The organism is Rhodopirellula sp. J20-39, from assembly GCF_057365095.1.
In genome coordinates this window covers 6,014,393-6,039,053 of the sequence record NZ_CP195123.1, presented here as the reverse complement: position 1 = coordinate 6,039,053, position 24,661 = coordinate 6,014,393, and the positions used below count along the sequence as shown (strand labels likewise).

General features: G+C 55.0%; 15 protein-coding genes and 1 tRNA gene. 12 read left to right on the top strand and 4 right to left on the bottom strand.

Annotation, left to right across the window (positions count from 1 at the left end; all coding sequences use genetic code 11):
* Positions 1–11: 11 nt before the first annotated feature.
* Positions 12–1,616: an Rne/Rng family ribonuclease gene (locus tag ACR3ZL_RS22005; RefSeq protein WP_486172967.1), complete on the top strand. Its 1,605-nt coding sequence runs from the start codon at positions 12–14 to the stop codon at positions 1,614–1,616.
* 257 nt (positions 1,617–1,873) lie between these two features.
* Here ACR3ZL_RS22005 and ACR3ZL_RS22000 read toward each other — a convergent pair whose 3' ends face one another.
* The 4 genes from ACR3ZL_RS22000 to ACR3ZL_RS21985 form a co-directional block, all read right to left on the bottom strand.
* The gene (locus ACR3ZL_RS22000) at positions 1,874–4,714 is read right to left on the bottom strand and encodes an O-antigen ligase family protein (RefSeq protein WP_486172966.1); all 2,841 of its coding nucleotides are present in this window, start codon (positions 4,712–4,714) and stop codon (positions 1,874–1,876) included.
* Between the two features lie 181 nt (positions 4,715–4,895).
* Positions 4,896–6,035, bottom strand: coding sequence for a tRNA guanosine(34) transglycosylase Tgt (gene tgt / locus ACR3ZL_RS21995; RefSeq protein WP_473650946.1), 1,140 nt, complete (start codon positions 6,033–6,035; stop codon positions 4,896–4,898).
* A 5-nt stretch (positions 6,036–6,040) separates the two neighbouring features.
* Entirely contained in the window at positions 6,041–7,372 is a 1,332-nt protein-coding gene (locus ACR3ZL_RS21990; RefSeq protein ID WP_486172965.1) for a DNA-directed RNA polymerase subunit alpha C-terminal domain-containing protein, read from the bottom strand.
* A gap of 134 nt (positions 7,373–7,506) precedes the next feature.
* Positions 7,507–7,580, bottom strand: a tRNA-Thr gene (locus tag ACR3ZL_RS21985).
* 223 nt (positions 7,581–7,803) lie between these two features.
* Between ACR3ZL_RS21985 and ppdK the strand changes: the two genes are divergently transcribed.
* From ppdK to ACR3ZL_RS21930, 11 genes are all read left to right on the top strand, one after another.
* Positions 7,804–10,491 (top strand): pyruvate, phosphate dikinase, encoded by a 2,688-nt coding sequence (ppdK, locus tag ACR3ZL_RS21980; protein WP_473650947.1) that lies wholly within the window; start codon positions 7,804–7,806, stop codon positions 10,489–10,491.
* Positions 10,492–10,682: 191 nt separating this feature from the next.
* Positions 10,683–11,018 carry a tetratricopeptide repeat protein gene (locus ACR3ZL_RS21975; protein ID WP_473650948.1) on the top strand — a complete coding sequence of 112 codons (336 nt, stop codon included), beginning with the start codon at positions 10,683–10,685 and terminating at the stop codon, positions 11,016–11,018.
* A 5-nt stretch (positions 11,019–11,023) separates the two neighbouring features.
* Positions 11,024–12,073, top strand: coding sequence for a hydantoinase/oxoprolinase family protein (locus ACR3ZL_RS21970; RefSeq protein WP_473650949.1), 1,050 nt, complete (start codon positions 11,024–11,026; stop codon positions 12,071–12,073).
* Positions 12,057–12,779: a protein kinase gene (locus tag ACR3ZL_RS21965; protein ID WP_473650950.1), complete on the top strand. Its 723-nt coding sequence runs from the start codon at positions 12,057–12,059 to the stop codon at positions 12,777–12,779. Before ACR3ZL_RS21970 ends, ACR3ZL_RS21965 begins: the two co-directional genes overlap by 17 nt.
* 153 nt (positions 12,780–12,932) lie before the next feature.
* Positions 12,933–13,307 carry a response regulator gene (locus ACR3ZL_RS21960; protein ID WP_473650951.1) on the top strand — a complete coding sequence of 125 codons (375 nt, stop codon included), beginning with the start codon at positions 12,933–12,935 and terminating at the stop codon, positions 13,305–13,307.
* 4 nt (positions 13,308–13,311) lie between these two features.
* Complete coding sequence (gene panD / locus ACR3ZL_RS21955; protein WP_473653488.1) at positions 13,312–13,803, top strand: aspartate 1-decarboxylase; 492 nt, start codon at positions 13,312–13,314, stop codon at positions 13,801–13,803.
* Positions 13,804–13,924: 121 nt separating this feature from the next.
* Positions 13,925–14,560 carry a Maf family protein gene (locus ACR3ZL_RS21950; RefSeq protein WP_473653489.1) on the top strand — a complete coding sequence of 212 codons (636 nt, stop codon included), beginning with the start codon at positions 13,925–13,927 and terminating at the stop codon, positions 14,558–14,560.
* A gap of 106 nt (positions 14,561–14,666) precedes the next feature.
* Positions 14,667–15,677, top strand: a complete 1,011-nt coding sequence (locus ACR3ZL_RS21945) for a DUF1573 domain-containing protein (RefSeq protein WP_473650952.1) — start codon at positions 14,667–14,669, stop codon at positions 15,675–15,677.
* A gap of 5 nt (positions 15,678–15,682) precedes the next feature.
* Positions 15,683–16,336 carry a ribonuclease H1 domain-containing protein gene (locus ACR3ZL_RS21940; protein ID WP_473650953.1) on the top strand — a complete coding sequence of 218 codons (654 nt, stop codon included), beginning with the start codon at positions 15,683–15,685 and terminating at the stop codon, positions 16,334–16,336.
* 194 nt (positions 16,337–16,530) lie between these two features.
* Entirely contained in the window at positions 16,531–17,136 is a 606-nt protein-coding gene (locus ACR3ZL_RS21935; RefSeq protein WP_473650954.1) for a hypothetical protein, read from the top strand.
* 756 nt (positions 17,137–17,892) lie between these two features.
* On the top strand, positions 17,893–24,627 hold the full coding sequence (locus ACR3ZL_RS21930) for a putative Ig domain-containing protein (RefSeq protein WP_473650955.1): 6,735 nt from the start codon (positions 17,893–17,895) through the stop codon (positions 24,625–24,627).
* The last annotated feature ends 34 nt before the right edge of the window (positions 24,628–24,661 follow it).

Genomic DNA, 24,661 nt, shown 5'->3' with positions numbered 1-24,661 from the left:
GTGAATTTATTATGAAACGTGAAATGCTAATTAACGTTCTTCAACCCGAAGAAAGCCGCATTGCGGTGGTTGAGGATCGCGTTTTGGAAGAGTTATACGTCGAGCGTAAAAGCGTTGAGGCGTTCGCAGGGAATATCTATCGCGGCAAAATTGTTAACCTTGAGCCGAGTATCCAGGCAGCGTTTGTTGACTTTGGTGTTGGGCGTAACGGGTTCTTGCACATCAGTGATGTCGAGCCACAGTACTTCCGCCAGGGTGGCTATGATCCTGAAGAGATCATGCGAGAGAGCGATGAAATGGCGGCGGCATCGGCGGCGCGCAATCGTGAATCGGGCCGCGGCAGTGGGCGAGTCTTCAAGGGCGGTCGCCCTCGGATTAAGCCCCCGATCCAAGAGATTTTCAAGCGTGGCGACGAAGTCTTGGTGCAGGTCATCAAAGAAGGGATCGGCACGAAGGGGCCAACACTTAGCACGTATATTTCGATCCCGGGTCGCTACTTGGTCTTGATGCCGAACCTGTCGCGGGTTGGGGTTAGCCGGAAGATCGAAGACGAAGACGATCGCAAGCGTTTGAAGAAATGCTTGAATGCACTGAATCCACCGAAGGGCTTAGGGTTCATCGTGCGAACCGCGGGTGCAGGCCGTAACGAAGACGAATTGCAGCGGGACATGGATTACTTGTTGCGGCTGTGGAAGGCGATCGCAAAGCGGGTAAAGACGACGACCGAGCCCGGTGAAATCTATGAAGAAAGCGATTTGATCATTCGTACGATTCGCGATATCTACAGCGATGACATTGATCACATTTTGATTGACGAATTGGAGTCCTATAACAAGGCTCGCGAATTTTTGAAGAACGTGATGCCACGAGTGGTTGATCGTCTGAAATTCTACGATGGTGACTCGCCGCTATTCCACAAGTACAACTTGGAAGAAGAGATCGTCAAAATCAATCAACGCCAAGTGCAGTTGAAGGATGGCGGTTCGATTGTGATTGATCCAACCGAAGCTTTGGTTGCAATCGACGTCAACAGCGGCAACTTCCGCGGGAACGCATCGGCGGACGAGAATGCATTCCGTTTGAATGTCTCGGCAGCGAAGGAAATCGCCCGTCAATTGCGTTTGCGTGACTTGGGTGGGGTTATCGTCAATGACTTCATCGACATGCGAAAAGAGAGCTATCGCCGCAAGGTTGAACGTGTGTTGCGTGACGCAATGGCGAACGACCGAGCGAGGACTAAAATTTTGCGGACGAGTCCATTCGGCTTGATCGAAATGACTCGGCAGCGAATTCGTCCTAGTTTGAAACGCAGCATCTATCAGGATTGCCCGTGTTGCAAAGGTCGCGGCTTGGTGAAGACGCCGGAAAGCATGTCGATCGAAGTGGTCCGGACTTTGGCTCTAGCGGTCAAGAACAGCCACATTGTGCGGGTCACCGTCCGGGTTAACGATGCGGTCGCAGCCTTCTTGAATAACAAGAAACGCCGGGCGGTTACCGAGATGGAGGACGCTGGCACCATGACGGTTCAGATTCTTGGTAGCGAGGGCTTGTTCCCAGAGCACCTCGAAGTGGACTGCCGCGACAAGAATGGCGAACGAGTCGAAATTGATTCGTAGGTCGCCATCAAGTTAATGTGTTTGTGAAACGATAGGCCCTGTTAATGCAGGGCCTATTTTTTTAGGCGTGCAGCTTCGTCGCCAGTTATGGGTTCGTCGCCAGTTATGGGCTACTATGTTCGCGGCAGTCGAGGTTCGCGGCAGTCGGGCAGGTGTCAAAGATGTGTGTAACAACGAGGGCAGCGGCGCAGGGTTCAGCGAAGCCAGGCTGGGATTTACTGGGTCAGCGACGTCCCACGTTCTAGCGGGGTTCGCTGTTACTTAAGAAGGTCTTCAAGAGCTTCTTGATCGATCATCGGGCCGTTGCCAGGTTGGATGAGTTGTTTGCGCTCTTGCGCCGCAATTTCGTCGATGAACTTTTGGAATCGTGCGTTGTCAGGGAAGCTGTTGCGGCCCAGCCGAGCTTGTGCTTTCGCTTCGGTTGCTCGTTCGAACTTCAGTAGCGATTCGATCAGTTCAATGCGGTAGTTCGGGACATCGGGAGCGTACTGGATTGCTTGCGTGAAATGCTCGATCGCCTCGTCTGGTGATTCGAAGTAGAACAAGATGCGACCCTTGAGGGCCTCGCATGACGCCCGTTCCTTCAATGAATCGCTTTCGCCGCATCGAATGATGTCCAATGCGCGGCGTAGAAATTTTGGGTCGGGGTTAGGTGTCGTGAGGTACATTTCGGCGGCAATCTTCATCGCCGTTGGGTTGTCTGGGATTGCGTTGTTCAGGTTGAGTTTCGGATGGGTTTTGTATTGCTGTAATACGTTGCGGGCGAGGTTTGGTTGTCGTGACAGGGACATGCGAAAGCCTTCTTCGGCGGTCGGCCAGTCTTCTCGGTTGAGGGCTTCGTTGGCCAGCGTTAATAGGCGTCGAGGGTCACCGGAGTAGAACAGTAGCAGTTGTTTCAACGCGACTTTAGCGGTCTGGGTGGTTGTCGCCTCGTCTAAGGTTTTGGCGGTTTGGCCGGTGGAAGGTGCGTCGGGGGGAGATGCGAGTGGCGCAAGTTGCAGCAGGTCTACCCGTGGTTGTTGTGCGAGGGGGCATTGCTCAAGCGCGGAAATGCTGGTCTTCCACGCATTGGCGTAGTGATTGTAGCTGGCCAGTTGAACGTGTTGGTTTCGGTTGTTGTTGGGTGGGTAAGGTAGCTTGCGCGTCACTGGGTTGGTTTGCCGGTAGATCGAGATGAATTCTTCCGGGGTGCTGGGCTTCCATTCGGTTGTTTCGATTAGCCGTCCTCGATCTTGTTGCACTGTTTCCAGTCGCGTGTAGAGGAGCGGCATGGGCCGGATATCAATGCGTTGCACCAAAGCATCTTCCATCTTGGCGAGCGACTCGGGGTTCAGGTTGTATTGCCCGTATTCGTCCTTCAGGCGTGATAGCATCGAGTCAGCGAACGCGTCCTCGCGCAGTATCGGGATCGCGATCGATCCAGCGGCGATGGTCAGCAGTGCGACGGCAGCGCACGCGGCTAAGGTTCGGGATAGCCAGCGGCTCGAGTCGGATCGTAGGGCGATTTTGCGTGCAACAGTTTCGGTCTTATTGGCGAGCGATTTCGATGCCGGTTGAGTGTCTTGTCCGTTTGGGCTTGCGGTGTCTTCGGCCCAGGATTCGTCCTCATCTTCCCAGTGCTGGGCATCGGTTTCATGGTGTCCGTAGCTGACGTCTTGGTGGGCTTGGAGGGCAAGTTTTGCTGCGGCACCTCCGTTGGCGATGTCGCGCGAAATCAGAGCTGTCAAAAGCATCACGCCAACAAACAAGTTGGCGGGAAGCGCGAGTCCGAAATCGAAGAATTGAGATGTGATTACCGCACCAAGGCTGTACCAGCACGCAACGCGAATGCCTTGATCGAGTGGGTCGACGGACAATGCAAGGCGATTAAGTGAAATAATTGCCAGCGAGAGGATAAGGATGGCTACGCAGAGGCCGGTGAGCCCCGTTTCGACAAGCATTTCGAGCCACAGGTTGTCGGCGTGTTCAAACCAGGGTGATTCTGACTTGTTCACGTAAGGGAGGTAGGCGTAACCGTAGCTGGCTAGGCCAGAACCCCCGGGGAAGTAAGCGACTGCCGCATCCCAGCCGTCTTGCCAGTGGGTGAGGCGTCCGTCGCTTTGGAGGGTGTCGGCTTCTTCCGACAAGAGCTCAAGCCGGCTAAGTGATTCAAGGTTTAGCTGCATGGGTGTCACGAGGATTGCGACGGAGGCAGCGAGTACCAAGGCGAGAATCGGTAAACTGATCAGGCCGCGTTTGGGCCGAACGTAGCCGAATGCCAGGACTAAGCCAAAGATCGCGGCGACCAGTCCACCACGTGATCCATTAATCAACAAACCGGCGATGCAAGTTGCTCCGGCAATCAGGCCGGTGAAGGATTCGCGGTCAGAGATCAGGGCGAAGAGATCGTTGAATTCAAAGTCGGGATCATCCAGTTCGATGTGGTGGAGTGCCATCATTCGCCAGGACATCAGGCCCAGGCTGGCGGCGAGTCCGAAGTTGAGCATCAAGGCAGCGTTGTTGCGGTTAACAAAGCCCGCAAAGCTATTGGTTTTGGGGCGGAAGATCCAAAGGTCGGCGGTCGGGTCGAGCTTTCGGTAGAAGCCAAGGATGGCCACGCTGGCTCCTGCGATTGCGATGGCGCTTAAGAGCATCTGCAGTCGGCCGCGGGCGTGAAAGACAATCGATGAAGCCATACTAAGCGGCAAGAGAATGGCAAGCAGTGCAGCGGTGTGGCTGGTGTCAAAAGGCGAGACGGACATTGATACGTCGCGAGATGCGGCATCAGTCGGGACCAGTCCGTTGAGCCACTCGGTGTAGGCTGCGTGAGAGCCAGGGCTGAGCCACTGCACAAGGCCGGCGGGCAGAGGTGTCGCTTGCAGGCAGGCCCACCCGGCTAGGATTCCAAGAGGTAGCAAGATGGCGTGCTGTTTGATCGACGATGACGCGTTTGAGTCGGTTAGGCCAGGTAGGGCCAGCACGGCTGCGGCAAGGACCGCGAGGGCGGCTACGTATTGGCTCCAGTGGTAGACGCCGCCAAAGTCAATCGCGAGTAGAAGCGGAATGACGGCCAAGATTGCAGCGGATAGCCACAGTGATAGAGAGCTGATGAATCGCAAAGCAGACAATCCGTTCTATTGCGGCACGAAAGATTAGGTCGGACGAGGCGCGTTGGGATCTCGCCGAAGGGCCGACTGGTGTTTTAGCACATCGATCGCGTTTAGGCGTCAGTCGCCTGGCCGGGTTTCCGCGGAAACCGTTTCTTGAGTGGGCGTTCTGCCACTGCGGCCGCGTTTGTTGTCAATGTGACACATGCGAAAGAGGGACGGGCACATGTCCCCAGCCCGCCAGTTTCTCGGCGGCGAATTGGCCGAAGCGATCTTCTTGGATTGCGTCGCGGACTTCACTCATTAAACGCCCGTAGTACGTCAGGTTATGGTGCGAAAGCAGCGTGGGCCCAAGCATCTCTTTGGCGATGAAGAGGTGTCGCAGGTACCCGCGGCTGTGCCGGCACGCCAGGCAGGGGCAGTCTTCCATCAAGGGGCGGGTGTCCTCGCGGTGGACGGCATTTCGCAGTTTGATAGGGCCTTCGTCAGTGAACGCGAGCCCATTGCGGCCGTTGCGAGTAGGCATGACGCAGTCAAACAGGTCGATTCCGCGAGCCACGTTTTCGAGTAGGTCGCGAGGTGTGCCGACGCCCATCAGGTAGCGAGGTTTGTCGGTTGGTAAGTGCGGCGTCGTGACGGATGCGGCGGCGTACATCTCTTCAGGGGTTTCGCCTACGCTGAGTCCGCCCACGGCGTAGCCTTCGAAATCCATCGATGCCAGTCCGGTGGCGCACTGTCGGCGCAGCTCTGGATCGAGGCCGCCCTGCACGATCGCGAACAGTGCCTGGGTATCCAGTGTCGATGCCTCTCGGCAGCGGGCTGCCCAGCGGACCGAGCGGGCCAGTGCGTCTTCCACTTCGGGTTTGGAGGCCGGAAGAGCAATCACGTGATCCAGCACCATGGCCACATCGCTGCCGAGTGCCTCTTGGATCTCGATGGAGTGTTCTGGCGTCAGGACAACTTTCTCGCCGTCGATGTGCGAGCGGAACGTGGCTGCTTTTTCGGTAACACTGTTCAGTGAGCCGAGTGAGAAGACTTGGAAGCCGCCCGAGTCCGTCAGGATCGGCCCGTCCCAGCCACTCATTGCATGCAGCCCACCGAGTCGCCGGACCGTTTCGTGGCCCGGGCGGAGTCGCAGGTGGTAGGTGTTGCCCAGGATCATGTCCGCGCCCGTGGACGCGACTTGATCGATGGTCAGACCCTTGACGGTGCCTTGGGTCCCGACCGGCATGAAGCCCGGAGTCCGCACCGGCCCATGAGGCGTGTGGAAAACGCCTAGGCGAGCGGACGACTGGGGATCTTGGTGCTGTAGATCAAAGCGAAAAGCCGACACGCGGATCAATCGCCACGCATTTTCAGGCCGAGATCACCAAGCTTTTCACGAACTTCGTTCAGGCTGGTGACGCCGAAGTTCTTGCACTCAAGCATGTCGTCGCCGGTCTTGCGGATCAGTTCGCCGATCGTGTTGATTTGCAAACGAGTCATGCACTTGCGGGCACGCACCGACAGGTTCAGGTCGGCGATTGGGCGTTCGAGCAAGGCTTGCTCGTCGGCGGACATGTGCGAGGTGTCGATCGGTGGATCGTTGCTCTTCTTTTCGCCAGCGAACTGCCCCAGGGAAAGTCCCTTTTGGGTCAGCATTTCGCGGATTTCAACCAGGCTGGTTTCGCCGAAGTTCTTGCTGCTGAGCAGTTCCTGTTCGGTGTGCCGGGTCAATTCGCCGATCGTTTCGATGCCCATCTTTTGCAGGCAATTGCGGCTGCGAACGCTGAGTTCGAAGTTGGTGACAGGCATGTTCAGGATTTGAGCCAGGCGGTCATTGCGACGCTGGGCTTCTTCGTCGTAGAGCATGTTGCCCGTTGCCGACGCATCCTTCATGTACAACTGGGTACGAGGGTGATTCGGGAAGCAATCCAGGATTCGCTTATAGCAAAGCTGAGCTTTTTCGTAATCGTTGCGATCCTCGTACATCACGCCGAGGTTGATCAGAGCGCCGATTCCGGTTGGAAATGCCTTGGCCGCACGCTCGTAAAGCTGAAGAGCTTCTTCGTCGTTGCCCAGGCGATCGTTTTCCAGGGCCAGGCCGAAGAGAGCACCCGCGTGGTTTTCGTCGGTGCCAACGGCGCGTTGATACAGGTTGATGGCTTCTTCCATGCGTCCGCCGATCAAAGCCGCGGTTGCCGCACGTTGATACATGTAGTCAGCGGTTTGCTCGGCTGGGCCGAAGATATCGTCCAAGATCGCCATCGCTTCTTCGATGCTGCCGGCGTAGCGTTTCGCTTCGGCGATACCGATTTTGCACTGGTCTTCGTTGTAGCCAGACTTTTTAGCGCTTTCGTAGGCTTCCGCAGCCTCGTTGTATTGGCCCAGTTCGAACCGGCAGCGAGCACCGTAGAACAGTGCCATGGCACTGCCGTCGGCGGCGGAGAGCGTTTCGAGGGCGTCAGCGAATCGACCCAGCAAGAATTGGCAAACGCCCATCTTGGTGCGGTGGGCAGGCGACAAGGCCGTGTCTTGTTCCATTTCCTGAACTGCATCACGCAATTCGCCGAAATGTCCGTAATTTTCAGTGATAGCCTGACGAATTTCGGCCACATCGTTGGGGCCAAACGAGTTACTGGTCAGGACCATCTGCTTCAAGTCGAGTACATCGAGATCGACTTCGCTCATAGATTCAATTCCTTCGATAGTGTCGCCACGAATCAGAGGCGAACTGAGAAGACACCCCAATTGGAGGTCATTGTGACCTGTTCATCGGGAGGTTGAGGGGCGGGAAAGCAGGACAGCAGCGTCCTGATGCCAAAAGCCAGCGGCGGGATTTGAACCCGCAACCCTCGCATTACGAATGCGATGCTCTGCCAATTGAAGCTACGCTGGCGACCACTGCAAAAGAATATCTGCCACGCCCAGAAATCGTCAAGGTGTGAAGGCAATGAAGCCGACATCGAAAGCTTCGGGACCGAGAATACCCGTAAATCTGTTACGGATTAACGTAGCGACTGATTGACCTAATTGAGGTCGGCAAATACGCTTTGCGGCAATTCCCGTTAATCGAACACTATATCTGAATCAACGAACCCCCACAGGGACACTACTCGACGATGGCTAAGTCTAAGAAAGCTTCCGCTAGTAAATCCGCCAAAATGGTCTACTACTTCGGTCAAACCAAAACCGAAGGCAAAGGTAAGGCCAAAGCACTGCTTGGTGGTAAAGGGCTGAACCTCGCTGAAATGACCTCGATCGGCCTGCCGGTTCCTCCCGGATTCACGATCACGACTGAAGTTTGTGACGGTTATTACAAAAATGGCGAGAAATTGCCTGCCGGTTTGATGGATGAAATCCAAAAGGCCGTTGTCACACTGGAAAAGGAACTCGACAAGAAGTTCGGCGACGATGACAACCCACTGTTGGTCAGCGTCCGTTCCGGTGCCGCTGTTTCGATGCCAGGGATGATGAACACCATCCTTAACCTGGGGTTGAACGACGTTTCGACCGAAGGTTTGTCGAAGGCTACCAAGAACGAGCGTTTCGCCTACGACGCCTATCGCCGCTTGATCAACATGTACGGCGACGTGGTCAAAGGCCTGCATCACCACGATTTCGAAGTTGCTTTCGACAAGATCAAGAAAAAATACAAGGTCACCGAAGACACCGAAGTGCCTGCTGAAGGTCTGAAAGAGCTTTGCGAAGCTTACAAGGCCGTTTACAAGAAGGGTGCCGGCGAAGACTTCCCACAAGACCCAGTTGTTCAGTTGCAACTCGCTGTCGAAGCTGTGTTCGGTTCGTGGAACGCCGATCGTGCGATTTCTTATCGCCGTATCGAAGCTGCCAAGGGCAACACCGAAATCGCCAACCTGATCGGTACTGCTGTCAACGTGCAGGCCATGGTCTACGGCAACATGGGCGACGACTCAGGAACAGGCGTTGGTTTCACGCGTGACCCCAACACCGGACAAAACAAGTTCTACGGTGAGTTCCTGATCAATGCTCAGGGCGAAGACGTGGTTGCCGGTATCCGCACCCCATCGCCAGTTTCGGAAATGGGCAAGTGGGACAAGGCCGCTCACAAAGAATTGATGGAAATCAAGAAGACGCTCGAAACGCATTACAAAGAAATGCAAGACATCGAGTTCACGATCGAAAAGGGCAAGCTGTTCATGCTTCAGACCCGGACCGGTAAGCGAAATGGTATCGCTGCGGTTAAGATCGCTTGCGACATGGTCAAAGAAGGTTTGATCACTGAAAAGGAAGCTGTTCTACGTGTTCCTGCTTCGGACCTGACTCACTGCTTGTTGCCATCGTTCAAGCCTACTGCTCGTAACGCTGCCGACGTTCTTTGCCGAGGCTTGAATGCTTCGCCAGGTGCAGCCGTTGGTAAGTTGGCTTTCACCGCGACCGACGCTCGTGAGCGATTCGAAGCTGGCGAAAACGTCATCTTGGTTCGCCGCGAAACCAGCCCGGAAGACGTCGAAGGCATGTCCGCCGCCGTTGGTATCTTGACGAGCACCGGTGGTGCGACCAGTCACGCCGCTGTGGTTGCCCGTGGTTGGGGCAAGTGCTGTGTCGCCGGTGCAAGCGACGTTGAAATCAACGAGAAGGCCAAGACCATCGTGGTCAACGGCCGCAAGTTCACCGCCAAAGACACCATCAGCCTTGATGGAACAACCGGCGAAGTGATGGCGGGTGAAGTTGAAACTCAAGAGCCAAAGCTGTCCGGCGATTTCGCTAAGTTGATGACTTGGGCCGACAAGTACCGCACGATGAGCATCCGCACCAACGCGGATTCGCCAGCCGACTCCAAGCGTGCTCGCGATTTCGGTGCTGAAGGCATTGGTCTTTGCCGTACCGAGCACATGTTCTTCGAAGCGGATCGTATCATCCACATGCGTGCGATGATCCTGGCCGACACTGAAGACGATCGTCGTGCCGCACTGAAGAAGTTGCTTCCTTTCCAACGCAAAGACTTCGAAGGCATCTTTAAGGCAATGGCCGGTTGCCCAGTGACCGTTCGTTTGCTGGATCCACCACTGCACGAGTTCTTGCCACACGAAGCTGCCGCTCAAAAAGAAATGGCAACTGAGTTGGGTGTGAAGCCAGCTGAAATCAAGAAACGCAGCGAAGCGTTGCACGAATCCAACCCGATGCTCGGTCACCGTGGTTGCCGCTTGAGCGTGACCTACCCAGAAATTCTGGAAATGCAGGTCCAAGCAATCGTCGAAGCTTCGATCAACTGTGCGAAGAAGAAGATCGACGCTCAGCCAGAGATCATGATCCCATTGGTCGGCACCGCTGCCGAACTTCGTATCCTTCGCGAAAAGGTCGAAGAAACCATCGCGAAGACTGTTGCAGCCAAGAAGTTCGAAGGCAAGCTGAACATCTTGATCGGTACAATGATCGAGATCCCACGTGCTTGCTTGACCGCCAACGAAGTCGCTGAATACGCTGACTTCTTCAGCTTCGGCACGAACGACTTGACTCAAATGACGTTCGGTTACAGCCGTGATGATGTCGGCGGATTCCTGCCCGATTACATCGAGCACAAGATCGTTCCTGTCGACCCGTTCCAGTCACTTGATCAATCCGGTGTTGGCCAATTGGTCGACATGGGCGTTGCCAAGGGCCGTAGCGTCAAGAGCAAGCTGAAGGTTGGTATCTGTGGCGAACACGGTGGCGATCCAGCTTCGATTGGCTTCTGCAATAAGGCTGGTTTGGACTACGTTTCCTGCAGCCCATTCCGCGTGCCGATCGCTCGCTTGGCTGCCGCTCAAGCTGCTTTGACACAAAAGTAGTAAGCGATAGATAGACCGCAGCCAATGCGGAAAACACACTTAAGCAACCCGCTGGCGTCCCATCGCGAGCGGGTTGTTTTTTGTTAAGCTAGCACCTTCTTGCAATGTGCAAGCTTGTCTGGACGCAAGTCAACCGAGTCTCTTTGTTGACTGAATTTTCCGTTAACCGAACACTCCAAAAATATATAGCCATGTCTGATATTCACGCTCGCTACAACGAAGTTGAAAAGCTGATCGACGATGAAAAGTTCGAAGAGGCGATTGCTGGTTTGACCGGTATCGTCGCCGAAGACGAATCGTTCGTGATCGCACATTTGGCACTGGCTCGTGTTTACACCAAGACCGGCCAGCACGATTTGGCTATCCAGCATGGCGAGAAGGCATGTCAGCTTGAGCCTGATGACGCATTCAATTTCACTGCCATGAGCGTGACCTATCAACGAGCTTGGGCGGGAACGCAAAAGCAGGAATACATCACGAAAGCAGAAGACGCGATGGCTCGCGCACAGCAACTCAACGCGATGTAGTTGAGGTGACTGCGTCGTTGCAAGCTTCCGTCGATACCGCGAGTCCTAACTTGGAGCGTGTCGTTGGCATTGACATCGGCGGTGCAAACTTAAAGTATGCGACCGCCGACGGGCGTTGTTTCGAACGCACGTTCGAGATGTGGAAGCGGTGTGGCGAGTTAACGCGGCAGATCGCCGATGATCTGCAGCAGTTCCGTAGCATGTCCCATCTCGCGGTGACGATGACTGGCGAGCTTGCGGATTGTTTCGGCAGTCGGCAGGAAGGCGTTCAGTTTATCGTTGACACTGTTTCCGATGTGCAGCACCGGATGGGCATCGGCGACGTTCGTTTCTATTCGACATGCGGGAGCTTTCTTGACGCTGCGACTGCTAAAGATGCTTGGGAAAGCGTCGCTGCTTCGAATTGGCATGCCTTGGCCAACTGCATTGCCCGAAGAGGCTTGTCGAGCGCGTTGCTTGTGGATGTTGGCTCGACGACCACGGATGTGATCGCGATTCGAGAAGGCAAGATCGTGACGAAGGCCAGAACGGACTTCGAGCGATTGCGTGATCAGTCATTGGTATACGTGGGCTGTCGTCGCACGCCCGTTTGTAGCTTACTTTCCAAGTTGTACTTTCGCGACAGTGGTGTCGCGGTGATGAACGAGCTGTTCGCCACCGTGGGTGACGCGATGCTGTTATTGGGTGAGCAGGCGGAAGATTCGCAGGATTGCTCTACGGCCGATGGCAAGCCGGCGACACGCGCTGGTGCCAAAGTTCGCTTGGCACGCATGCTCGGCTTGGATCACCACCAGATGACCGAAGGTGAATCAATGGACTTGGCATCGCAGGTGCGGGCGGCCGCAAGCGATCGCGTGAGTGAAGCGATTTCGAGTTGGTGTGATGGCGATGTTGGTGATGATATGACTTGGGTCTTAAGCGGGCATGGGCAAGGCATTGTGAAGGTGCCACCGAATGTGGTTCGTGTGGACTTGCGTGCGGCCTTGCCCGAGGGTGTTTCTCGCGCGGCCCCAGCCTGGGCGGTTGCAGAGCTGGCTCGTGAGTTGGTTCAGTAACTTGGCCGCTGATTTGATGCGAGTGCGTGTGGTCAAAATTGGCGGAAGCCTACTCGAGCGTCCTCGCTTGTTAGAAGATCTAGCACAGTGGAGGGACGCCGGCGAAGCGAGTCCTGAGTTGACCATTGCGATCATTGGTGGCGGGCAAATGATCGAGGCGATGCGTGTTTGGGATCGATTGCGACCGGGCGATCCGGCTGAGGTGCATTGGCGATGTATCGAGATGCTGCGTTTTACCTATGAATCGATGCGTGATTCGATGCTGGCCAGCCCCGCTTGGGAGGGTGTGGAGATGATCGATTCGCCCGAGCAATGGGAGTTTTTTCGAGACGGTCTATGCGCCGGGCAGGTGAAGCCAGGACGCTTTGTATTGCTAAGCGTACCGGCAGCGTATCACCGCCAGTTAGCGGGAAGCATGCCAATTTCCCTACCCGAAGATTGGCGGACGACCTCCGACGCGATCGCGATTGGGTTAACAAGCGAGATTCGGCAGCGGGTCAAATTGTGCGGCAATGAGCGGTCAATTTCGACGGAGTGTGTTTTGCTGAAATCCTGCGAGGTGCCCCCCGAATGGTCGCTCTTGGGGTTGGTTCGGTCGTGCGTCATCGATTCAGCATGCGGGTTATTCGCTGATTCGGGCATCGTATTAGATGTGTGTTCCCTACCGAGTTCGGATTCGATTCAGGGGCATCCCAGCAGCCTATAATGTCGTCCACGGGGCGTTCGTCGTGACCCCGCGACGTCGCACCTTGCTCAATGCTTCGTTGGCGGTCAAACTGAGGCCGAACTTTCTGGCTTTGGCCGCACGGGCGTACGCTCGTGGCTAAACCCTGTTTCTCATTTCCTGTACGACCCGAATATGTCGAAAACACTTGTCGATTGTGGCAATTGTGGCCCTGACTTCAATTCCATCCGCAAAATGGTGAACTCAAATTTTGAGGCCACGGTTCTGCAGACACACGGTGTGGAAGACACACTAGAGTTGTTGAAGTCGCGAAAGGTCGATTTGGTCACGGTCAACCGAAAGTTGGATCGTGACTACAGTGACGGGCTGGAGATCATTCGCACGATTAAAGCGGATCCTGAAGTCAAGGATGTGCCCGTGATGTTGGTCACCAATTACGATGAGCATCAGCAAACAGCAGTCGAAGAAGGTGCGCAGTATGGTTTCGGGAAACTGGAAATCGGAAACGCCGCGACTGTTGAAAAATTGAAACCCTTTCTTGCAGGCTAGCGATTTGGACGCTCCATACCGAAAGCTACTGGCGGCGAAAATTCATCGCGCGACCGTCACCGGCGCCGATGTGAACTACGAAGGCAGTATGACGGTGCCGCCGGAATTGCTGGCTGCTGCTGGCATCTCCGTTTATGAATCGTTGCACGTTTGGAACGTCACTCGCGGATCTCGGCTCGAGACCTACGCGATTGAAGGACTGCCGGGCTCGCATGACATTTGCGCTAACGGCGCGGCTGCTCACTTGATTCGTCCTGGCGATCATGTGATTTTGGCGGCGTACGCGATGGTGCCTGAAGCGGATGCCAAGTCGCATAAGCCAAAATTGATCTTTGTGAACGAGAAGAACGAAATCTCGCACACGGGGCCTGAAATTCCCGGGCCGCAAATGCCGACCGGTCCACGTGGCGAAGCCACTGAATCCGGCAAGGGGCCTGACGTCGATGGCTTTTTATTGGCTGCAGCGAAGCAGCACGCATTCGCTGAAGAGTGCTAAGAAAAGTCGATTCTGCACACCGGATACTCTGATTGCCTAAAGTGATCATTGCGAAACGAGCCGACCTGCAATCCAATGTTTCTAAACGCAAGGACGTACGATGTCTGAAACTTTGCCATTGATGGTGGGGTTGCCGCGGGGCAAGTTGCCGACCGATGAACCCTTGATTCTGGCGAGCGGATCGCCCCGTCGTGCAGAGTTGTTGAAAGCGGCAGGCTATGAATTTCAGGTGCAGCCTGCGGCCGATACTGCGGAATGCGGTATCTGTAGCCGTGAAACCGCTCCAGAAATGGTCGCCCGCTTGGCTTTCCAAAAAGCAGTCGACGTGGTGCAGCGACATCGACGCGGGCTGATTTTGGCCGCCGACACGCTGGCCGCGTGCCAGGGGAAGATTCTTGGTAAGCCAGACAATCGCGAGCATGCTGAGTCGATGCTGCGGTTGTTAAGTGGTCGCGATCATGACGTTTACACCGGAGTTTGTCTGTGGTCGGCGGCGACGCAGCGATGTTATGTCGATGTAGTTCGTTCGCGATTGACCATGCAGACGCTCTCGGAAGAGATGTTGCAGGACTATCTGGACTCCGCCCTGTGGGACGGCAAGGCGGGGGCTTTTGGCTATCAAGACGGTAATGATTGGATCAAAGTGGTCGATCAGGACAGCGAAAGTAACGTTGTTGGCTTGCCGATGGAACGTTTGGCGGAATTGTTGGAAAAGTTTGATTCATTGGCCGACAAGGTACAAAAGGAAGTCCGGTAAACTGGTTGTGTAATTTTGCCCTGGTTTGCTGGGCGGAGTGGACTCGGTGTTTTCCGGTTCGGCCGCTCGCCTTAAATTCGATAGACTGGAGACGGTAACCTTCGCCATGAGTGCTGTAACGATTCAACGCCTCGCCCTGGGTTTGTTCGTATTGGGTGGTCTTTTCGGACAAGCGTTCGCGTCCCGTCATGCTTCGGCTGAGAACTGGGCGGAAAAGATGTTTTCCGAAACGAAGCACGATTTTCGGATCGTCGGTCGAGGAACCACTGCCGAGCACCATTTCGAGTTCCGCAACATCTACGAGGAAGAGGTGCATGTCGCGGCAGTGCGAAGTAGTTGTGGATGTACCACGCCGACCGTTAGCAAGGATACATTGGCAACCCACGAGACAGCCTCGATTGTTGCCACACTGAACACCAGTACTTTCATTGGCCAAAAAGCGGCGACGATCACGGTTGTTTTTGATCAGCCGTATTACGCCGAAGTGCAACTCGCCGTCAGCGGATACATCCGTACCGACGTGACGTTTGAGCCTGCTGAAATTGATTTTGGCGAAAGTCGCCCAGGACAAACTCAAGATCGCAAGATCACGATCTCGCATCGTGGGAATGCTGGTTGGCGAATCCAAGACGTTCGCAGTCACTGCAGCGATTTGCAGGTCAAGCTAAGTCAGCCGATCGTGAAACCCGGTCTGGTTCAGTACGAGATGGAAGTCCGCATGAAGGAGTCCATGCCCGAGGGTGACATCCGCGAACGGTTGACGCTGGTAAGCAACGACACCCAGTTCCCAGCAATTGAAATGGCCGTGGCTGGTCGAGTGCGACCAACCATTAGTGTTTCGCCAGCGGCGGTTAGCTTAGGTACTGCGGCGGTGGGTGAGGTTGTGGGGCGTCGTTTGCTAGTACGTGCAGACGAAGAGTTTGAAATCCGCGAAGTACGCTGCATTGATGATCGATTTAGCTTCGAGATTCCCAAGGGGAAGAAGAAGCTGCACTTCTTGCAGATGAAGTTCACCGCGGGTGATACTCCCGATCGAATAGCCCAGAAGATTGAAATCGTGACGGATTTGCCGGGTGACAAGGCGGCTGAGTGCGTGGCAACCGGAACGATCCGGTAACGCTAGTGGCAAAGAAACCAAAGTTCTATGTCGTGTGGCAGGGCCGCCGACCGGGCGTGTATTCGACTTGGGACCAATGCCAGACGCAGATCAACGGTTTTGCCGGCGCGAAATACAAGTCGTTTGCGAGTCGCAGTGAGGCGGAAATCGCGTTCACCCATGACGCTGATGACCACTGGGGCAAGGGCGGCAGTAGTAAGAAGAGCACGCCGACACCGAAGATTCATCGTGAGGATCTGCCGGGCTTAGGAGTCGACATGAGTGCCTGGGCGGTGGATGCCGCCTGTAAAGGGAACCCTGGCGAGCTTGAGTATCAGGGTGTTGAACTGGAGTCCAATACGGATCTGTTCCATATGGGCCCCTATCCCGAAGGCACGGTGAATATCGGTGAGTTCTTGGCGATCGTGCACGCTCTCGCATTGCTGCATGGCGGGGAGCAATTCGACACGCCGATCTATTCCGATTCCCGAATTGGAATGAGCTGGGTGAAGCAGGGTGTCTGTAAAACCAAACTGCCCCGGACGGGGAACAACCGAAAGCTCTTTAACCTTGTTGATCGAGCCGAGCGGTGGCTCGCCAAGCATGGTGTTCGGAATCCAGTGCTAAAGTGGGAAACCAAACGCTGGGGCGAAATCCCAGCCGACTTCGGCCGCAAGTAGTTTTCCGGCAGAATTTCTCAGTCGCGTTTGCGTCAACGCTTGCGGGTGCATCGGCGGTGGCTGTGCCGATGGGAGCGTCAGTTACCTGCCATTGAAAAGTACGAGATCTTGTGTCTTGAAGCAGGGATTTGATACGAATGGTCGCGGCGTGACTGCCGGTAGGTTTCTCTTCCCTCATCGAAATGGATCGTGAGATGACAGTCGACATGGCAATGGCCCGAGAGTACGCCAGTTTGGGTGGCTCGGCTTTGGCTCTCGCTTCCACGTTTTGCTTCTGGTTAGTCCGAGCCAACCGTGAACGTGCGAAATTGACCGTTCATCCGATCAAGGACATTTGCGGGCGGATCGTGCTGCACCAAGAGTATCCGACGGTCTACCACCGATTGCTGCCCGGCGATAAACGCTACTGTGTGATGTATTGGTTGCATTTGGCGGTGGTGAATAACAGTTCGCTTCCAAATGCGCTGCTGGGCGCTCGCATCTCTTTGCAGCTTGCTGATGGGCAATGGCGTGAGATGGATGTTCAACATGAGGCCCCGGATACGGAGCTGTTTCCAGTCAACATCGATCCCCTGACGACATGTAGTTTGAAGCTCGCGTTGGCGACGGTAACTCCAGATTGTGAATTCCAGAATGACTTCGCCGGACGCGCTGCGATGGCTGGCGATATGCTTCCTCGTGAAGTGTCGATTCGGGTTGAGCTCCAAGGGCTTCAGGACAAAATCTATCGGGTTGACTTGTTAGACAGCGGCAACGGTTTGCAGCGAACCGTCGAGCAGTCGCGTGCCGCGGCGGCATAGGTCAGCCAGACCCAAAGCAAGCAAGCGAGATTCTTGCAGCCCGAGTCGCCGCTCAGCGAAGCTGACTGCGCCAAGTCGCATTCGATGTGGCTTGTGAACGCGATAGGCTCGCCCACGCGTTATCGTAGGCGATGCGAATATTGCGCTGGCCTGGATGGGGTATACGAGCGTGAGAACTGCGTAAGTTAGTCCGATTGGCCAAAAATGCCCGGTTTTGTGTTAAGGATGCACGTGGTCTGGGCATTCACGCTATGCGGTGTGATTTTCCCTTAAGTAGCTCGACAGGATGGATCGCGACCAGGAATTGGTCTGTGGTCATTCTGTTTCTTTCCCAATACCTTGCGTTGATGGCGTGGATTCTCGGCATGCCACTTCGAGTGGCGTGTTGGAGCGGCCTGTCTTTTCTATCGGGCCGGCAGAGCGTGTCCTTCCTGGCCGGAAGTCGTTTCTTTTTTGGTGCGAGCTTCCGTGAGGTTGGTGTGCCAGGACTGCTCGTCTGTCTGGATTTTTTACGCCTAGGGCTCCTCTCTTTTAGGGAAGGATCCCATATCCGCCCCGCTTGCTTGGCAGGTCTCGGGCACTGCTTCGCGACCAGCCGATCTGGCGTACGCGATGGGCCGACGCACGCGTTGGGATTGTGTGGCGGCTTGCTTTGCTTCGCCACATCGAAGCTTTTGATCGGGCAAACGTAGACCGCTATTGCTGTGTGGCTGGCCAGCAAAATTCAGGTCGGCATCCAGATCTATTCTCTCCATCTTGTCTTCATCATCGTTTAAAGAGCACATGTTCAATCGCTACCTGAAGGCCTCTGATCTGTGGTCACGTCGTTCGAAATCTCAGCGTCGGCGCACGTCCGCCAAGCGGCGTCGGCTTCGGTTGTTTGAATCGCTCGAGTCACGCGTGGTGCTTGCGTCGTACATCGCCGGTAGCTTGGCGGAGTTGCGGGACTATGGTGTTTCGGCAAATTTTGATGTCAGTAACGACACCATAACGCTCAGCACAACGGGCGGTGATCCGCACCCGGTGACTGGCATCGTCACGCCAGGCGAGTATTGGATTAGCGGAGATCACATTGAGAATCCGACGGGTTCGGAACCGACGTTTTTGGAGTTGGGTGGCGATAGCAACACGTACATTCTGACCGGAACCAGCATCAATTTGGACACGCGGAAGTTGGACGGGTTCGGCCGCGCGCTTGGCCATGACAGCGGCGTGGAAGTGGTCAAAATTAGTGGTTCCAGCAACACGATCATTGGCCTCGACCTGACCGGTCATGACTTAGCGATGGATACCGATCCTGACGCACAACGCTCTGCTGATTGGGCTGCGGTCTTCGTCCAGATGACGGGTTCCAATAACAAGGTTGACGATGTTCACGTCCTGACCCGCGGTTCGTTTCCTTATGGCTACGGTGACGTCTTTGGCAAGGGGGCCCGGAAAGATCCACAGGGCTGGGATCCGGGCCCGGCATTGGATGAGAACGGTGACCCGGTTGGTAATGGGGTGGGATTGCCGTGGCATGCACACCGGAAGACGTCTGCATTCCAAGTCATTGATACGGTAGATGCGGTGATCAATGACATGCACCTAGACGTCAGGACCTATGGTCACGGGTTTTTCGTCCAAGGTACTGCGGACAACACCACACTGACGAACAGCACCGTCACCGGTGAGTTGTTCTCTAGTAACGATGTGATCGCCACCGAGTTATATCAGGCCTACGGATTCACGTCGCATGGGAATGAGCTTCCCCCGGATATCATGATTTCCGGCAACGAAGACGGCGTTCGCATGTATTCCGGGCCTACCGGGCTAACGGTGGATAACGTGGTCGTCACCAACATGCGGACCGGATTTTCCGTCGCTTTGGGGCGAGGGACGATGAACCTGAATAATGTTGAAGCTTATGGAACCGAAAATGGCTTCAACTTCAAATCAAATACCACCATCACCAATGCGAAAGGCGATATCACGCACGGTCCGTTGGTCTATAACCCCTATTTCAATAACAGCAACAGTTCCATTGACGTTGAATTGGTTGGCGGTACTCCCGAGGGGGTTGATTGGGCGGTTGCGTATGTTAATGGCAATAACATTGACGTCACGATCAGTAGCGATCTTCCGCTAGGAGCCCTACCGGAAGACTCGCTTATCCGGATTGGCCAAAAGTACTTCGAAAATTGGCGTGACGCTGGCAATCCAACGGGTTACGAAGACGGCGATACGAACTACACCAATTCCACTTTCACTAACAACACCAATCAAATGTTGGTGTTGGGAGCGGAAGTGACTGGCAACACAGGCAGTTCGCAGGGCTACGTTATCACTAACGGAAGAGACAATGCCTACGATGGAATCTCGTTGGTGCCATCGGGAACACATACTGTCGTTCAGCATACTGCTGGTTTAGGAAACAATGGCTCAATTGCCGATGGTACGTTGGACTCGAACGGCTCGATCGTTGCCGATGGCGGGACGTTGGAGATCCAGGCGGACATTCGAATCACTAACGAGAAGTTGACGATCAGCGGTGACGGTGTTGATGGAATTGGGGCGTTGTATACTGACGGAGCAAGCGGCAATGGGACTCGCTTTGGTTCATCCAGTAACGGAGATGCCAGCACGATCTTCTTGGACGGCGATGCATCGATCGGTGTGGGGACGAGCGGTAATCAATTTTTGGTCGGTCGAATCCAGGGCACCGGGAACCTCACTAAGCTTGGTGAAGGCATGCTGTCGATGGAAAAGTCGAGCACCTTTGACGGCAATCTAATTGTTGCCGAAGGAAGTGTCTTCGGTCGGACCGGCGTCGTTCACCGAGATCTTACCGTGGCTGCGGGGGCTTCCATTTCGGCCAACAGTAACAACACCTACAAGACGAGCGGCGACGTTACGGTGGAAGGTGTGCTGGATTTGAACGGCCGAACGGACGATAGCTCGCTACCGGGCCGAGTCGGCCGGTTGTTCGGGGGCGGGGAAATTACTGTCACAAACGCATCTGCCGGCGCAGGTGCTAGTTTGGAGCTCGCGTTTGATGCCAGCGAAGCTGATTTTTCAGGCGACATTTCTACAGCGGTCTCGATCACGAAGTCGGGTTCAGGAACACAGATACTTTCCGGCAACAACACCTACACAGGCACAACCACGGTAACCGCAGGACTCTTGCAGGTTGATGGCTCTCACAATGGCGGCGGTGAATACACGATCGGAAACAGCGCGGTGCTGGGCGGAAGCGGATCGATCGATTCTGATGTCACTGTCAATGCTGCTGGGCGTCTGTCGCCGGGTGCGAGCGCGGGAACGCTTTCGGTAGGCGATTTGACGTTGGCGGCAGGGGCAGCATTCGAAGTGGAGTTGGGAGGTACGGTTGCTGGAGCGGAATATGACCAATTGTTTGCTGACTTGGTAACCCTTGGTGGCTCGCTGAGCGTTTCGTTGCTAGAGGCCGACGGTGCGATTTGGGAGCCGTCGCCCACAGACACTTTTACGGTTCTTTCAGCGAGCATGGATCTGATAGGCGTTTTCGAAAACGTTATCAGCGGCGAAAGACTGGAGACCGCTGGCGGTGAAGGTTCTTTCCTGGTGACATACAACTCGGCCACCGATTCGGTTGAACTGTCGAATTACATTGACAACTTTGTTGAAGCCTTAAGTCTTGAAATCACCGCTGGCTCAATCAGTGAAGACGGTACGACTACGGCAACGGTTACCCGCAACACGGATACGACGGCAGCGTTAACCGTAACGCTTGCGAGCGATGATGCCAGCGAGCTTGCTTTGCCATCGACGATCACAATTCTTGTGGGACAGACAACATCAGATCCGTTTGTAGTCGAAGGTGTTGCTGATCTTCTGGTCGACGGAACTCAATCGGTCACGTTAACCGCGATGGCCCCGGGGCTTATTGACGGTGTCGATACCCTTGATGTCACGGACATTGACGTGGCGGCGTTGTCTCTGGAAATCGCTGCCGATTCGATCAATGAAAAGAGTGGTGCCACCACGGCAACTGTATCCCGAAATACCGATTCGAGCATCCCGCTGACTGTCACGCTGACTAGCGATATCGCGAATGAAGTGACACACTCAGCTACATTAACGATTCCTGCAGGGCAAGTGACATCGGCGCCCTTCACGATTTCGGGTGTGGATGACTTTGTTGTCGATGGAGTGCAAACTGTCACCGTGACGGCCACGGCCAGCGGCTACATCGAAGGGAGCGACACGATCGATGTGTTGGACGATGGTGTGGCGACTCTCTTCCTGACCATCAATGCTTCCGCGATCAGTGAAAATGGCAGTCCGGCGACTGCCACGGTTTCCCGGAACACCGATGATACGAACGAACTTGTCGTGACGCTCGTCAGTAGCGATACGGGTGAGCTATCAGTGCCAGCAACGATCACCATTCCCGCCGGGCAAGTCATTTCGGATCCATTCCTCGTTGACGGCGTTGGCGACTCGATCGTCGACGGTACCCAGACGGTCACGGTTCAGGCCAGTGCAACTGGATTCCTTGATGGATCAGACACGATTGAGGTCACGGACGATGACGTCGCGACTTTGTGGCTAGTAATCGCTGATACCTCGGTCAGCGAAAATGGTGGTGTCGCAACGGCGACTGTGACGCGAAACTCAAACACTGCCGCATCCATTACTGTCATGCTAGCCAGTGACGATGCGGGCGAAGTATCAGTGCCTGGCTCGATCACTATTCCGGCGGGACAAAGCACTTCGAATCCTTTTGAGATCTCCGGCGTGGATGACCTCGTTGTCGACGGAACGCAGACCATCGCATTGACCGCGAGTGCGACCGGGCACGTCAGTGGCACTGGTGCAATCGATGTCATCGACGACGATGTCGCGACGGTTACCCTCAGCATCACCGCTGCAATGTTCAGCGAAAATGGTGGTGCAACAACAGCAACGGTTTCCCGCAACACCGATGTCTCGAGTGAATTAATAATCAGCCTGGAAAGTGGGGACATCAGCGAAGCTTCCGTTCCGGCGATGATTACGATTCCGGCCGGCCAGGCGACGTCGAGCCCATTCACGATCGGTGGTGTCAACGATGGAATCGTCGATGGAACGCAGTCGGTGACAATTACCGCGATCGCCGCGGATCACGCGAGTGACGGTTCACTGGTTTATGTCACCGATGACGATGTGGCTATGCTGGCTTTAAACATTGCCGCTGCCGCGATAAGCGAAAATGGCAGCACGACGACCGCGACGGTGTCTCGAAATACGGACACTACGGATGAGCTTGTCGTGACGCTCGCGAGCAGTGATGCCAGTGAGCTTGCGATACCGACATCGGTCACAATTCCCGCCGGACAATCGGTGTCTGATCCATTCATCATCGATGGGATTGGCGACTTGATTGTCGATGGAATACAAACGGTCTCGGTCACCGCGAGTGCAGCAGGTCATGCCGTTGGAAGCAGTTCAATTAACATCACTGACGACGATGTGGCGACGCTGACTTTGGACATTGCCGCCGCTGCGATTAGCGAAAATGGGAGCATGACGACCGCGACGGTGTCTCGAAATACGGACACTACGGATGAGCTTGTTGTGACGCTCGCGAGCAGTGATGCCAGTGAGCTTGCGATACCGACATCGGTCGTCATTCCCGCCGGACAATCGGTATCCGATCCATTCATCATTGATGGGATTGGCGACTTGGTTGTCGATGGAACACAAACGGTTACGGTCACCGCAATTGCCACCGGACATGTTGATGGTAGCGGTTTGATCGACGTCACCGATGATGATGTGGCGGTTCTTACGCTGGTCTTCGATGCGTCTGCAATCAGTGAAAACGGTGGGGAAACAATGGCCACCGTTTCCCGAAATACCGATCTTTCGACCGAGTTGACCGTCACTTTGACCAGTAGTGATATCGGCGAATTAGATGTCCCCGCGACGATCACTATTCCGGCTGGTCAATCCGTGTCATCGCCGTTTGGGATCACAGGCGTGGACGATTTGGTGCTCGATGGGCCTCAGACAATTACGTTGACCGCCACCGCAGAGCTCCATGCCAGTGACACGGGGCAGGTTGTGGTTACCGATGACGAGATCCCCAACGAGGCTCCGGTTCTTGATAATCCGATAGCGGATCAAACTGCTGCTGAAGATTCGCTTTATTCGTTTGTGATCCCCGACGATACTTTTCGTGATCCCAATGGCGACTCTTTGCAATATGCAGCTGCGCTCGACGATGGATCTCCGCTTCCGAATTGGCTCTCGTTTGATCCCATTAGCCGCGAGTTCATGGGGACGCCTCTGAACGACGACGTGGGCTCATTCACGGTAAAAGTGTCGGTGCAAGACTTCGACGGCGAAACGGCTTCCGATCAGTTCCTCGTCTCCGTGATCAACACAAACGATGCGCCTATTGCACGAGATGACGTCATTGCAGTGAATCGTCATGGCAGCACCATGATTGATCCACTGGGCAACGATTCCGATATGGATGGAAGCGTTGTGTCTTCCTCGCTCACAATCACCACGCCGCCTCAGTTCGGTGAACTGCAGTTCGTTGACGGAATGCTAACCTACGTTCCGGCCGAATCGTTTAAGGGGCAAGACTTCTTTACCTATACGGTCGAAGACGATCATCAGGCGGTAAGTGATTCAGCTTCGGTTGAGCTAATTGCACGTCCTTATGCCGAAACGATTGTTGCAGGGACTTCGGTGAATCGCAGTGCGACGCTGGATGTCGCAGCTCATTTCCCTGAGGGAACAATCCTGAATCCAGGAACGATTGCTATTCTTGCCGGACCGATGCCAGGGGCAGACCCCGAGGCCAACTATGGCCCGCACCATGGATCCGCTGAGGTGATTGATGGAAAAATTGTCTATTCGCCCGCCGAAGGATCGTTGGAGTCAGACACGCTGCATATCACGGTTGAGGATCAAAACGGATTCAAGAGCGATCCCATTATGATTTCCATGCAAACGGTTCGGAGTCGCCTTGAAAATCCTCGTTTGCGTTGGGATGTGGATTATAACGGGGACGTCTCACCCCGAGATGCGTTACTGGTCATCAATCGTATTAACCGAGCGGCTCGCTTGGAGAAAATCGAGGTTGACCAAGTCAACGATTACGGGGTCGGTACCAACGATGGCGTGAATGAACAGTGGTACTACGACGTGACGGGAGATCTTGTCGTAAGCGCGTTAGACGCATTGTGGGTTATCAACCGCTTGAATGCGTTGGCGAGTGAAAGTGAACCGTTGTCTGGCGGTGAGCCGTTGCTGGTCGCTGAAGATGACGGGCAAATGGATCCCTCGCTCAAGTTGCAAAATGTTGCTTTTGCAGGGGCTGAAGATCCATCCAAGTTGATTGCACCGGAGTTTGCGGCCTCAGCCGAACCACAGACTACTTTTCCTTTAGCCCCTTCCTCTGATGACGACGAGGAAGCGAGTGATAACGATGCTTCGCTGGAAGTATTCGATACCGTTCTTGCCGAGATGTTTTAATGACCTCTCGGCACTTGGCCTAGTCAGCAACCGA

What these genes read in the sequence shown, in the direction of transcription:
- ACR3ZL_RS22005 (WP_486172967.1), top strand. Translation starts at nt 12, where the DNA reads ATGAAACGTGAAATGCTAATTAACGTTCTTCAACCCGAAGAAAGCCGC.
- ACR3ZL_RS21990 (WP_486172965.1), bottom strand. Translation starts at nt 7,372, where the DNA reads ATGAGCGAAGTCGATCTCGATGTACTCGACTTGAAGCAGATGGTCCTG.
- ppdK (WP_473650947.1), top strand. Translation starts at nt 7,804, where the DNA reads ATGGCTAAGTCTAAGAAAGCTTCCGCTAGTAAATCCGCCAAAATGGTC.
- ACR3ZL_RS21975 (WP_473650948.1), top strand. Translation starts at nt 10,683, where the DNA reads ATGTCTGATATTCACGCTCGCTACAACGAAGTTGAAAAGCTGATCGAC.
- ACR3ZL_RS21960 (WP_473650951.1), top strand. Translation starts at nt 12,933, where the DNA reads ATGTCGAAAACACTTGTCGATTGTGGCAATTGTGGCCCTGACTTCAAT.
- ACR3ZL_RS21950 (WP_473653489.1), top strand. Translation starts at nt 13,925, where the DNA reads ATGGTGGGGTTGCCGCGGGGCAAGTTGCCGACCGATGAACCCTTGATT.
- ACR3ZL_RS21945 (WP_473650952.1), top strand. Translation starts at nt 14,667, where the DNA reads ATGAGTGCTGTAACGATTCAACGCCTCGCCCTGGGTTTGTTCGTATTG.
- ACR3ZL_RS21935 (WP_473650954.1), top strand. Translation starts at nt 16,531, where the DNA reads ATGACAGTCGACATGGCAATGGCCCGAGAGTACGCCAGTTTGGGTGGC.